Source organism: Mesorhizobium onobrychidis (genome assembly GCF_024707545.1).
GTDB classification, from domain to species: domain Bacteria; phylum Pseudomonadota; class Alphaproteobacteria; order Rhizobiales; family Rhizobiaceae; genus Mesorhizobium; species Mesorhizobium onobrychidis.
In genome coordinates this window covers 1,532,293-1,545,211 of record NZ_CP062229.1, presented here as the reverse complement: position 1 = coordinate 1,545,211, position 12,919 = coordinate 1,532,293, and the positions used below count along the sequence as shown (strand labels likewise).

The following is a 12,919-nucleotide window of genomic DNA, read 5'->3' as shown; positions in this document are numbered from 1 at the left end:
TTCTAACGATGGGTCAACGAACTGAGATGCCGGGCCAACCTACTCGGCCGCGGAAATCTGGCGTTCGAGCGCCTTGACCAATTGAGACCTGCTGTTCGCGCCCTTGGTCACAACGGCAACCGCCCTATCGCGGAGCCATTCGAGCTCGTTCATCGACAGATCTTTCGAGGTAACTACGACCACCGGAATGTTCTGCAGTTCGGGCGTCTGCTGCATCTCACTCAATGTCTGAAACCCGTCCATTTCGGGCATCAGCAGATCAAGCACCACCAGGCGCGGCAACAACCGTTTCATCAGGCCAAGGCCGCGCACGCCGTCGCTTGCCTCGTGAACCCGCCAATCCTTCTTGATCAGGATACGCCGAAGGAAATCGCGGGAGGCTTGGTCGTCATCAATTACAAGCACATCGCGGTTGCCACCGCCGCAAGCCTCAATTGTTTGAATCAGCTTCTCGGTGTCGATCGGCTTCGTCAGGTATTCAACCGCCCCGAGTGAGAGGCCGAGTTCGCGATCTGCAAGTATCGTCGCAAGGATCACAGGAATCTCGCAAAGCTCCCTATCGTTCTTCAGAGATCGCAGCACTGACCAGCCGTCCTGATGCGGCATGATGATGTCGAGAATGATCGCCGCGGGGCGATTCGCTCGAGCAGCGGCTATTCCTTCCTCGCCGCTTGCTGCTTCGAACGATGCCAGTCCCGCCTCCGCCAAGGCGCTGGCGATGACGGTTCGGGCGGCTGGTTCATCATCTATGATCAGAACCGCCTTGTCTCGTGGCGGCAACGGCACAGCTTCGGAGGGGTGTTGCTCGCTAGATTCTTTTTTGAACTCGGCTGGAATCTCCATTGTGAAGGTCGAGCCTTTTCCGAGTTCGCTCTCGACCTTTACAACGCCTCCGATCATTCGGCTAAAACTCCGGGTTATGCTGAGGCCAAGCCCCGTTCCGCCATAGTTGCGAGTGGTGGATGCGTCCGCCTGCGTAAAAGCGTCGAAGAGCCGTTCCTGCTGCTCCGACGTCATCCCGATCCCGGTGTCGGACACTTTGAATATCAGCCAATCGCCGTTTGGTCGCCTGTCGCGACGCACCGCGAGTGTTACTCGACCCCCTTCGGTAAACTTGGCGGCGTTGCTGAGCAGGTTAAACAGGTTCTGACGCAACTTCGTCTGGTCCGAATGCATTTTCCCGAGGTCGTCCTCGAGGTCCAGTACGAAACCGTTTCGGTTTTTCGCCATCAGAGGCGCGACTGTGGCCTGGACGTCGCGCATCAAATCGGCGACGTCGAACGTTTCCAAGAAAATTTCCATCTTGTTCGCCTCGATCTTCGACAAGTCGAGGATGTCGTTGATGAGCGCCAGGAGATGGCGACCAGCCGCGGCGATCTTCTCCAGTTCCGGAACGAATTCCACCATGTGCTGGTCGCTCGCATCTTCGATCAGCATCTCGCTGTAACCAATAATCGCGTTCAGCGGCGTACGCAGTTCGTGGCTGACGGATGCGACGAAGCGGCTCTTGGCTTCATTCGTCGATTCAGCACGGCTCTTGGCGCGCTCGAGTTCGTCTTGTCTCTGTTTCAATTCCGTGATGTCGGTGTAAACGGCGACCGCGCCGCCGTCAGGCGTCTTTCGCCTGCTTACGCGAACCCATCTGTCGCTGAAGCGATCCTCACCGACGAAGCCCGCCGGGTCCTTGTGGATGTGTAACCGCTGGGCAATCCACTCCTCCGGCGACGCGCCCGCAAGGTCGACTTGCCCGCCCGCCAGGCGTTGCTCCAAGATTTCTTGGAAGCTTTGCCCAGGAAGAGAAGCTCGCGCATGGTCAGGGAAGAATTCGCAAAATTTGCTGTTGGCCAGGATGACCCTGTCCTGCGGATCGAATAGGACAAATCCGTCAGAAATTGCCTCAAGCGCCGCTGCGATCGTCCGTCTTTGCTGCTCCGCCTCGTCTTCCAGTCGTTTCTTTTCAATCGCGCCCGCGCGAAAAAGTCGAAGCGTCCGCGACATTGCGCCGAGTTCGTCGCCTCCCTCAATCGGTATTTCAATATCGTAGCGTCCTTGCGTCAGTTCGCCGATGACCCGGTTCAGCCGCCGTAACGGGCCAATGATCGAGCGAAGAACAAGGATTGTAAGAAGCGACCCAATCAACAGCACGATGACCACCAGAATGGCAGCGGTAGTCGCGGTTTTCTGGGCTAGCCTTACAGCCTCGTTGCGAGCAGCTTCTGCCTCGGCGCTCACTTGCTCGACAAGTTTGTTAAGGGCGGCATCGACATTCGTGCTGTGGGTTCGCGCCTCGGCCAGGAGAGCGTTTCCAATGATGCGGTTATCCTGAGTATAGCTGTCCGCCGCCTCTAGTGCCCTTTTGACGTAGTCATCGATCTCGACACGGATTTCCCTCACTGCATCGGGGGATGATTTCGAAAGGCCGTCCAGTTGGTCCAGCAGTCGCTCACGCGCCTGCTCGGCATTCCGCTGGGAGTTCATTAGCAAGCTGACCGACAAATCGGTGAGCCAGTATCGCAATTCGCCAAAGGTCACGTGCGCCGCAGCCGCAGTCGCCGCGAGATCGAACAATGCCTTAGTGTCTGCGGTGCGGTCGGCACTGCGATAAAGCGCCTGCGTGAGAAGGATGGAAGATACGATGAGACTAATGAGGCCGGCCGCTGTCAGTGCAGCTACGCGGGCCGCGATCGGCAGACTGGCAAGGCGACGTCCCAGGGATTTCGACGGCGCAGGTATGGCTTCCACCTCGTGGGGTGTCTGTTCCAGGACGCTCATTTGAACAAGACGATGCTGATTGCGCCCCCCAGATCGCCGGCCTTTCCGCCCTCCTTGGGATATCCAGTTATGTCGATCTCGCCCTTCGGCTCGCCGTGGCAGGAAAGGCACGACTCCGTATAGTATTCGGGCAGGAGCATTCGAAATGCCGGGCGTCCCTCCACCTCGGACACATCCGTGTAGGCTTCGCCTTTTGCTCTCTTCGGATCTGAAAAGACGCTTACGATGATGCTGGCTTCCCAAGCGTCCGGAAGAGATTTGCGGTTGCGCACGAGTTGCTCGGGCGCAGTCACGCGCACCAGAGCTTCGTTGCCAACCTTGGCGGCGAATTTCTCATTCAACAGACGCGCGAAAACGGCCGGCACGAAGCCCTTGAACCCGATCCCAGCGCGGTTGATGTCATCTTGCTGCTCGTCCACCACCTCCCGCATAGCCCCAATCTGGGCCTCAAGCAGACGCCGGTCGCGATTGGTCAATTCGCCGGAAAACGGGTCCTGGCCGGTGTTTTTTGAGTAAACGGCGATGGCCTCGCTCGCAAACCGCTCGCTGTCGAGGTGCTTGTCGCCAAGTGCGGGATCGTTGATTAGTGTCTGATAGTTGGAGACAACGCTTCGCCCAGCGCGAAGCAATTCCGCAAGGCGGATTCCCATCGCGACATCTTCAGTATCTCCCGCTCCCATGGCAGCCGGCGCGAGGAACGCGCAACCGACAAGAGCAACGCCAATGCTTCTCCGCGTCAAGGTTGACAGGGCGAACATCTCCATCCCGTCGAAAGAAGCCAAAGAAAAAGTATAGCACGACGCAGGCCGATAGCGTAGCGACAAACGCCCATGCGCAAGTCCCTTTCGCTAAGGCCGCTATCCAAGCGTTGACGGCGGCGCGGGTCTGCTCCGTGATCTCGAACTGCACCGGGCGCCCCGTTTTCCTCTGAACGATCACCGCGCGATCGCGGACAGCACCGGAGAGCGCGACATCGCCGAACACTCCGGTCGCCTCCTCGTGCGGAACCAATGGCTATCTGCAACGTGCCTTGCATGTTACCATTGGGGGTCGTCTGGGAGAGCCGGACGCAGGGAGCAACGGTCATGGGAGCTAGGGCCATCCGATTTCTGGTCGGGTTAGCTGCCGGCTTCCTCGTATTGCCCCATCCAGTCAGTGCGCAGGAGGTGATTTATGTCGTTCGGCACAGTGATCCGCCATCGACACTGAACCTGGATGAGATTCTCGACGAAACCCCGCTGTCGGAGTCCGGACGACAAAGGGCAAAGATGCTGGCTGAGCGACTAAAAGACGCCGGCGTTACCGCTATCTATGCCACGCAAGCCACGCGTACCGTTGAGACGGCAGAGCCACTCGCGAAAACCCGTGGACTCGAAATTCGTGTTCATTCGTATGAGGACAGCGACGGCTTGGTCCGTCTACTTCGCTCAGAGAACGGCAGAGACAGAGTGCTTGTCGTTGGGCATTGGAGTACCATTCCAGAGATTCTCAAGGCGCTCGGATATCCTGAGGAAGTAAAGATCGAACGAAGTGCATATGACAATTTGTTCGTGGTCGTCCCGAAGGAAGAGCAGGCGCCGATCATGCTGCACCTCCACTACTGACACTACTGAGAATTGAAGCTGAGCGCTTCAACCCATCAAGCGAGCGACCTAACGGGAGGTTGTGTCCCGGACTACAGCCCGCCCTTTCTCTTGCTCGCGGCTCGCTGATCGTCAGATGTCCATTGTCGGTCCGAAATTGCGAATGGTTCTGGCCGGGAAGTTGTTTCCCGGGACGAGATCGGCAGGCGTCGCAAAGGCTCGATCGAATAGCGGTGAGGAAGCATCGTCGTTGCATCCGCGCCGCGTCTCGATACGCGCTGCGCTGGCTTTCACGTTTGGTGTCATCATCGCAGTGACCGCAGCCGCGCTCATCCTCGCATTGGAAAGCGGCCGCCAGAACACTATCGCTCTCGTCCGCGACCGCAGTGAGCGAATTATCGACACGATTGTGGAACGGACTCGATTGCACCTCGATCCAGCCCGCGACCAGTCCGAATTCCTGGCCAGGCTTTTCCGCGATGGCGATCTCGACCCGCAAGATGAAGCTGCCTCATTGGGCCAACTTCGGGCGGCACTCGCAGGTATTCCACAGGTCGCCGCGCTAGCCGTCATTCGCACCGATTTGAAGCAATTGCGCGCCGAACGCCATGGCGACGATGTAGTTTTGCGAAAGATCGACATGCAAACCGTGCCCGGCCTGGACGAAGCGTTCGAGATGGCGCGACGCGCAGGTCACCCTGTCTGGGAAGAGCTTCTGTGGAGTGAACGGTTGAACCAGCCTCTCGTCAACGTTCGTACCCCTCTGTGGCATGAGGGTTCCTTTCTCGGGATTTTATTAACCGCGGTTACGGTTTCGGAGCTGTCACGTTTTCTCGCCGAATCGCCCGCCGGATCAGACGTCGGCGCGTTCATTCTTCTCGGCCGCAACCACGTCCTCGCTCATGCAGCACTTGCGCACAATCCTCAGCTGTTCAAGCGCGATAAACTCCTTCCGGAAGTGACCGAGATCGGGGATCCGGTGTTGGCCTCGATCTGGAGTCCAAATCCCGATTTGGGCGCAGCCGCCTTCGTAGGTTCTTCGAAAAGCCACGTCGTGACCGTTGATCGCGCGCCCTATGTCTTCATTTACCGCGACATCACAGGATACAGCGACCAGCCTTGGGTGGTAGGCCGCTACCTGCCGCTCGACGAGATTGGCAGCGAAGTCCGCAGACTTGAACACGCGGCCTGGCTAGGGCTCGGGGCGGTCCTTGTGGCGGTCGCTGGCGCCTGGCTGGTCGGCTATGCGATTGGAAAGCCGATATTGCGTCTGGCACGCGCAACGTCTGCAATTCGTACGCTCGATCTCACTTCTGCCCGCCCGCTCGCTGGCAGTCATCTTCGCGAACTGGACGAGGCGATCCGAGCCTACAACGCGCTCATCGCGACCTTGCACTGGTTCGAGACCTATGTGCCGCGACGCCTAGTCAAGCAGCTGATGGCGCAGGGCGAACAGGCGTCAGCACTTGTAGAGCGGGAAGTCACGGTGCTGTTCACCGACATTGTCGACTTCACGAGCTTTGCCGAACGGCTATCGGCGTCCGATGCGGCGACGTTCCTCAATGACCATTTCCAGCAGCTTGCCGCCTGCGTGGAGGCGGAAGGTGGCACTATCGACAAGTACATTGGCGACTCGCTGATGGCATTTTGGGGGGCGCCAGAAATCCAGCTCGATCATTCCGCCCGGGCCTGTCGTGCAGCGATCGCGATCGCGGCGGCGATAGTTGGCGACAATCGGCGTCGACGCGGGCTTGGCCTGCCGCCCGTGCGAATCCGAATAGGCATCCATGCTGGCCCGGCGATGGTGGGAAATATCGGGGCCCCGGGGCGCATCAACTATACGCTGGTCGGAGATGTCGTGAACACGGCGCAACGCATCGAGGATGTCGCCAAAGAGTGCATGACCGACGAAGACGAAGCGGTCATTCTGGTCAGCGACGTCGTGCTGCGATCTCCTGGACCCGGATGCGCGGCGCAACCCGTCGGCCAGCATGTATTGCGCGGTCGGCACGAGGCGACAAACGTTTTCAGATTGGAGGCGAGTTGATCCCTGTGCAGACCTTCCGGCCCGACGTCGCGAAGGTCGCCTTCGGGTCGAACTAGGTCGTGCAGAATGAATGAGTTTTGACCTTAGAGCATCATGGTCTCAGATCGCGGGCCGTCGTTACCAGCGCACGAAAAGCCGCCCGCCGAGCGCGCCGAGCGCGGCGAGGATGGCAATCGCGATCGTGTACCAGGCGGCGACGAAAAGCGGCGAGTCGTCGAAGCAGTGTGCGGCATAGAAAGTTGCCGCCAGTCCACCGGCGAGCAGGCCCGCCACCGTTCCGGCAAGCACCGGCCGCGTCGGCGCGCCATAGCGCAGCACCGCCAGGAACACGGCAAGCGGACCGACGCCGATCAGTGGAATGAAGGTCAGGCAGATAACCATGTTGCTGCCGATCAGCCGCCTGCCCCAGTCGGCTGCAGGCACGGAAAGGAGCTCCAGAACCACCGCAACGATCACCAGCAGCGGTGCGGCAATCATCCAGGCCGCCGCCCTGCCCGTCGAGGCACCGGGGGTCGACAGGGCGCGGATCAAGGCGAAGGCGCTGACGGCCAGCGCCATCGTGAAGACGAACTTGGCGAGGAAGCGCATCGTATGCATGGCGGTGGCGATGTCGGTGCGTGGGCCGATCGCCAGCCAGAAAACCACCGCCGCAATCGCCGTAGCCGCACCGGCGCCGGCCCACCAGGCCGAGCCAAGCGGCATCGCCGTGCTGCGGGCATCGGCGTCGAGCGCCTTGATGAGATCGTCGGTCCTCATGTCATTCCCGCCCGAATATTTGGCCCGCCCGAATTATTTGGCCCGCCCGAATTGTTTGGCCCCGAACCGTTTGGCAATAGCTGCGAGTCCACGATGCAGCGACACGCGCACCGCCGTCTCGCTGATGCCGAACTTCACCGCCGTCTCGCCAATGGAACGGCCTTCGACCGACACCGACGAAACCACGGAACGCTGCGCTGGCGGCAGGCCGTCCAGGGCCCGATTGATGTCGCGCTCGCTGACCGTCTCGGCCTCCGGTTCGGCAAAGGTCTCGGCGATCTCGTCGATCTCGATCTCGATGCGCCGCCCGCGCCGCCGAAAGGCGTCGATCAGCTTGAAACGCGCTATGGTGTAGACCCAGGGCAGCACAGGTAAATCCTGCCGCCAGGTATGTCGTTTTACATGAATGGCCAGCAAGGTATCCTGCACGACATCCTCGGGATCGACCCCGCCCTGAACGATCTTGCGCCTGATAAAGCCGCGAACGAGAGCAGCCGTCCGGTGAAGAAAGTCGGCGTAAGCCTTTTCATCTCCAGCGATCGCGGCCCGCATCAGCCGGGAAAGCTCGGCCTCGTCCTTGCCGGTCACAAGAGTTCACTCCCCGATATTCGCGCTTCGGCGCTGATTTGTTACGTGCTGGCGAAATAATGTCCAAGCCAAAATATGGGAACATCACGAAGGTTTCACCTCCGGCGCCCGATTACGCAGCTCATCAATGTTGACTACACCGGTCATGAATTGATAGGTGCAGCCTTGCTAAATCAAGACCATCGAGATCGAGAGGGATGACGTTCCATGAAATATGCTCTTTCCGCCCTTGCCGGTGCCACGGCACTTGCAATCAGCCTGGTCGCCGGCCCGGCGATGGCCCAGGACGGCGGCATCGTCGTTTACAATGCCCAGCACGAGAGCCTGACCAATGCCTGGGTGGAAGGTTTCACCAAGGAAACCGGCATCAAGGTCACCGTTCGCCACGGCGGCGACAGCGATTTCTCCAACCAGATCGTCGCCGAAGGCGCCGCCTCGCCGGCCGACGTGTTCCTGACGGAAAATTCACCCGCCATGGTGCTGGTCGAATGCGCCGGCCTGTTCGCGCCGGTCGACGCCGATACGCAAGCGCAGGTCCCGCAGGAGTACCAGCCGGCCAGCGGCAAGTGGGTGGGCATCGCCGCGCGCAGCACCGTCTTTGCCTACAACAAGACCAAGCTGACCACCGAGCAGTTGCCCAAGTCGCTGCTTGATCTCGCCGATCAGAGCTGGAAGGGACGCTGGGCCGCTTCGCCCTCCGGCGCCGATTTCCAGGCGATCGTCAGCGCCCTTTTGCAGCTCAAGGGTGAGGCCGCAACCGCCGACTGGCTGAAGGCGATGAAGGAGAATTTCACCGCCTACAAAGGCAACAGCACGGTGATGAAGGCGGTCAATGCCGGCGAGATCGAAGGCGGCGTGATCTATCACTATTACTACTACGGCGACCAGGCCAAGACCGGCGAGAACAGCAAGAACGTCGGGCTCCACTATTTCAAGAACCAGGATCCGGGCGCGTTCGTCTCGGTTTCCGGCGGTGGCGTGCTGGCCTCCAGCAAGCACCCGAAGGAGGCCCAGGCATTCCTGAAATGGGTGACCGGCAAGGGTGGTCAGGACGTGCTGAAAACCGGAAATTCCTTCGAATACGCCGTCGGCAAGGGCGCGGATTCCAATCCGGCGCTGGTGCCGCTGGCCGATCTGCAGGCGCCGAAGGTCGACGCGACGACGCTGAACTCCAAGAAGGTGACCGATCTGATGACGGCAGCCGGCTTGCTTTAGTTAGCGTTCGTCCTAAAAGGGCAACCGACTGCGCTCCTGCGGGAATTCGCTTTCCGCAGGAGCGCTCTGTTTTTCGAGATGGCATTCGTCGATGACGACAAGCTGTGTATTTGGCCACGTTTGCGGCCCTTCGACCGTTTCCGCCACCGGGCGGCAGCGGCGCGGCGTCTGAGCTGATGCAGTCTGCGGCCGATCTTGCACGTTCAGGCTTGCCGACCGGCGTGGCGGCTGGGCAATGGACGCGCCGGCGGCCGATATCCTGGATTTCGCTCGCCGCCATCCTGGTCTCACTTTTCTCCCTGCTGCCGCTCGCCTTCATCATCTGGATTGCCGTGCAGACCGGCTGGGAAACCGTATCGGCACTGGTGTTCCGGCCGCGCGTCGGCGAGCTGCTGGCCAACACCCTGCTTTTGGTGATGCTGGCCGTACCGATCTGCATCGTGCTCTCGGTGGCGCTGGCCTGGCTGACCGAACGCAGCAGTCTTCCCGGTGCCCGGCTGTGGGCCTGGCTGTCGGTGGCGCCGCTCGCCATTCCTGCCTTCGTCCACAGCTATGCCTGGATCACCCTGGTGCCGGGACTGCACGGCCTGTGGGCCGGCGTTCTGGTTTCCGTCGTCGCCTATTTCCCGTTCCTCTATCTGCCGGTGGCGGCAGCTTTGCGCCGGCTCGATCCTGCCCTCGAAGACGCCGCAGCAGCCGTCGGCCTTGGGCCGTGGCGCGTGTTCCGGCGGGTGGTGCTGCCGCAGCTCAGGCTCGCCATCTGCGGCGGCTCGCTGCTGATCGGCCTGCATCTCCTGGCCGAATACGGCCTCTACGTGTTCATCCGCTTCGATACCTTCACCACGGCGATCGTCGACCAGTTCCAGTCGACCTTCAATGGCCCCGCCGCCAACATGCTGGCTGCGGTGCTGGTGACATGCTGTTTCGTGCTGCTCGGGATCGAAGTGCTGGTGCGCGGCGAGGAGCGCTATGCCCGCGTCGGCTCGGGCGCCGCGCGGCAGCAGCAACGCACAAGGCTCGGCCGCGCCACGATCCCGTGCCTGCTGCTGCCGGTCATCACCACCCTGCTGGCGCTGGGCGTGCCGTTCGTCACCATCAGCCGCTGGCTTGTGGCCGGCGGTGCCGATGTCTGGCGCCTCGACGAGATCGGCCTGGCGCTCGGCCAGACCCTGTTCCTGGCGCTCGCCGGCGCCCTGCTCGCCACGGTCGCCGCCATGCCGATGGCCTGGATCTCGATCCGCGCGCCGGGACCGCTGCAGCGCCTTCTGGAGGGCTGCAACTACATCGTCGGCTCGCTGCCCGGCGTCGTCGTGGCCCTGGCGCTGGTCACCATCACTGTGCGCATCGCTCTGCCGCTCTATCAGACCGTGTTCACGATCCTCGTTGCCTATGCACTGATGTTCCTGCCGCGCGCCCTGATCAGCCTGCGGGCGTCGATCGCGCAGGCGCCGGTCGAGCTCGAACGCGCCGCCGCCAGTCTCGGCCGGTCACCGCTCAAGGCGCTATGGTCGACGACGATCCGCCTGTCGGCGCCGGGTGCCGCGGCAGGCATGGCGCTGGTGGCGCTCGGCATCATGAACGAATTGACCGCCACGCAGATGCTGGCGCCCAACGGCACCCGCACGCTGGCGATGGCGTTCTGGGCCCACAGCGGCGAGATCGACTATGCGTCCGCCGCACCCTACGCCCTCATCATGGTAGCGATGTCGCTGCCCCTGACCTGGCTGCTCTATGTCCAGTCGAAGCGGATGGCCGGACGATGAGCTTCCTCGAACTCACCGATGTGCACAAGCACTACGGCCCGGTGGCCGCACTGGCCGGTGTCGACCTCAGCGTGGCCAGCGGCAGCCGCACCGCGATCGTCGGGCCATCCGGCTGCGGCAAGACGACCTTGCTGCGGCTGATCGCCGGCTTTGAGGCGCCGGACCAGGGCCGCATTGTGCTTGACGGCCAGGTGCTGGCCAATGGCGGCGCCGCCGTGCCCGCCTATCGGCGCGGCATCGGCGTGGTGGCGCAGGACGGCGCCCTGTTCCCGCATCTGAGCATCGCCGCCAATATCGGCTTCGGCATGGGCCACCACGAGGACAAGCGCACCGAGCGCATCACCGAGCTCGCCTATATCGTCGGGCTCGACAAGGCGATCCTGAAACGGCGGCCGCACGAACTCTCCGGCGGCCAGCAGCAGCGTGTGGCGCTGGCCCGCGCCATGGCCATGAAGCCGCGGCTGATGCTGCTCGACGAACCGTTCTCGGCGCTCGACACCGGTCTGCGCGCCTCGATGCGCAAGGCGGTGGCCGAGCTTCTGGAGACCGCCGGCATCACCACGATCCTGGTCACCCACGACCAGGCCGAGGCGCTGTCCTTTGCCAGCCAGGTCGCGGTGATGCGCGACGGCAAATTCTCGCAGGTCGGCACGCCGCACGAACTCTATCTCAAGCCGAAGGACAGGATGGTCGCCGAATTCCTCGGCGATGCCATCATCCTGCCGGCCAAGATCGCGGACGGCTTCGCCAGCTCGCCGCTCGGCCGCATCGCGGTCGACAGCACCGAGCGGCGCGATATCGTCCGCATCATGCTGCGGCCGGAACAGGTGCTGCTGAAACGGACGTCGCGCGAGGGCATGTCGGGCACGCCGGACATGCTGTTCGGCGAAGTGACGGAATCCGAATTCGCCGGCTCGATGTGCACCATCGCGGTGCGGCTGTTGAACAGTCCCGATCCGCCGGACGCGGCCGCGATCGGCAACACGCCGTTGATCCTGCGCAAGCCGGGCATGGACACGCCGGTGGTTGGCGAGATCGTCCGGCTGACGGTGTCGGGCAAGGCGCATGTGTTTGCCTGAACGCTCTTGCGCCTCTCGCGGTTCGCTGGTCGGGACGACAGGGCGACTTCAATCGACCCGTTTTCCGGTCTGATCGAACCAATGCAGCTTTTCGGCTTTGGCCACGACACGCAACTGATCACCAGGCTTTGCGGCGGCGCGCCCTGAGACGCGCACGACGATACGGCTACCGCCTGCGGCGCAGTGAAGAAAGCTTTCGGCACCGACCGGTTCGACTGCCTCGACTGTCGCCGGCAGGACGAGCGCACCGGGCAGCGCCTCCGCATTGAAGGTGACGTCGGCATCTTCAGGGCGAAAACCCAGTGTCACGGCTGGTGTTTCGCGAGCCGCGAAGTCGATCGCCGTGCCGTCAGCCAGTACCGGGCCTGAGGAACTTCCGGTTAGCGCCAGAAGATTCATCGGCGGCGCGCCGATGAAGGAAGCGACGAAGATCGAGGCCGGCTTTTCGTAGACGTCGAGCGGCGCGCCCGTTTGCTCGACCAGTCCGGCGTTCATGACAACAAGGATGTCGGCCAGCGTCATCGCCTCGAGCTGATCGTGGGTGACATAGACCGAGGTGACGCCGAGCGCGCGCTGCAAATTCTTGATCTCGACCCGCATCTGGCCGCGCAATTTGGCATCGAGATTACTGAGCGGCTCGTCGAACAGGAAGACTTTTGGATTGCGCACGATGGCGCGGCCCATGGCGACGCGCTGGCGCTGGCCGCCGGAAAGCTCGCGCGGTCGCCGGTCGAGCAGCGCCGAAAGCTCCAGCACCTTGGCGGTCGAACGCACCCTGCTGTCGATCTCGTCGTTCGGCGTGCCGCGATTGCGCAGGCCATAGGCCATGTTGTCATAGACCTTCATATGCGGGTAGAGCGCGTAGTTCTGGAACACCATGGCGATGTCGCGCTCGGTCGGGCCAATGGCGTTGACCACCTTGCCGTCGATGGCGACTGTACCGGCAGAAATGGTCTCCAACCCGGCGATCATCCTCAGCAGGGTGGACTTGCCGCAGCCGGATGGACCGACCAGCACGCAAAGCTCCTTGTCGGGAATGGCGATGGAGACGCCTTTCACGGCTTCGACCCCGCTGGGATAGACCTTCTTCACGTCCTTCAGATCGACGGTCGCCAT

The 12,919-nt window shown here is 61.9% G+C and carries 10 protein-coding genes; 5 read left to right on the top strand and 5 right to left on the bottom strand.

What is annotated here, in order from left to right:
• Positions 1–39: 39 nt before the first annotated feature.
• Entirely contained in the window at positions 40–2,772 is a 2,733-nt protein-coding gene (locus IHQ72_RS07595) for a response regulator (protein WP_258121873.1), read from the bottom strand.
• The gene (locus tag IHQ72_RS07590) at positions 2,769–3,530 is read right to left on the bottom strand and encodes a Tll0287-like domain-containing protein (protein WP_258121872.1); all 762 of its coding nucleotides are present in this window, start codon (positions 3,528–3,530) and stop codon (positions 2,769–2,771) included. Before IHQ72_RS07590 ends, IHQ72_RS07595 begins: the two co-directional genes overlap by 4 nt.
• A 327-nt stretch (positions 3,531–3,857) precedes the next feature.
• Here IHQ72_RS07590 and IHQ72_RS07580 point away from each other — a divergent pair, with 327 nt between their 5' ends.
• Positions 3,858–4,376, top strand: coding sequence for a histidine phosphatase family protein (locus IHQ72_RS07580; RefSeq protein ID WP_258121871.1), 519 nt, complete (start codon positions 3,858–3,860; stop codon positions 4,374–4,376).
• A 229-nt stretch (positions 4,377–4,605) separates the two neighbouring features.
• The gene (locus IHQ72_RS07575) at positions 4,606–6,402 is read left to right on the top strand and encodes an adenylate/guanylate cyclase domain-containing protein (protein ID WP_258121870.1); all 1,797 of its coding nucleotides are present in this window, start codon (positions 4,606–4,608) and stop codon (positions 6,400–6,402) included.
• A 117-nt stretch (positions 6,403–6,519) separates the two neighbouring features.
• On the opposite strand, the gene IHQ72_RS07570 is transcribed toward IHQ72_RS07575, so the two are convergent.
• Positions 6,520–7,158, bottom strand: coding sequence for an NrsF family protein (locus tag IHQ72_RS07570; RefSeq protein ID WP_258121869.1), 639 nt, complete (start codon positions 7,156–7,158; stop codon positions 6,520–6,522).
• Positions 7,159–7,191: 33 nt separating this feature from the next.
• The gene (locus IHQ72_RS07565; protein ID WP_258121868.1) at positions 7,192–7,746 is read right to left on the bottom strand and encodes a sigma-70 family RNA polymerase sigma factor; all 555 of its coding nucleotides are present in this window, start codon (positions 7,744–7,746) and stop codon (positions 7,192–7,194) included.
• A 207-nt stretch (positions 7,747–7,953) separates the two neighbouring features.
• Between IHQ72_RS07565 and IHQ72_RS07560 the strand changes: the two genes are divergently transcribed.
• The 3 genes from IHQ72_RS07560 to IHQ72_RS07550 all read left to right on the top strand — a co-directional run bounded on the left by IHQ72_RS07560 (position 7,954) and on the right by IHQ72_RS07550 (position 11,803).
• Complete coding sequence (locus IHQ72_RS07560) at positions 7,954–8,961, top strand: iron ABC transporter substrate-binding protein (RefSeq protein WP_258121867.1); 1,008 nt, start codon at positions 7,954–7,956, stop codon at positions 8,959–8,961.
• Positions 8,962–9,137: 176 nt separating this feature from the next.
• Complete coding sequence (locus tag IHQ72_RS07555) at positions 9,138–10,724, top strand: ABC transporter permease (protein ID WP_258121866.1); 1,587 nt, start codon at positions 9,138–9,140, stop codon at positions 10,722–10,724.
• Positions 10,721–11,803, top strand: coding sequence for an ABC transporter ATP-binding protein (locus tag IHQ72_RS07550; protein ID WP_258121865.1), 1,083 nt, complete (start codon positions 10,721–10,723; stop codon positions 11,801–11,803). The genes IHQ72_RS07555 and IHQ72_RS07550 overlap by 4 nt, the downstream gene beginning before the upstream one ends.
• Before the next feature lie 48 nt (positions 11,804–11,851).
• Here IHQ72_RS07550 and IHQ72_RS07545 read toward each other — a convergent pair whose 3' ends face one another.
• On the bottom strand, positions 11,852–12,919 hold the full coding sequence (locus IHQ72_RS07545; RefSeq protein ID WP_258121864.1) for a sn-glycerol-3-phosphate import ATP-binding protein UgpC: 1,068 nt from the start codon (positions 12,917–12,919) through the stop codon (positions 11,852–11,854).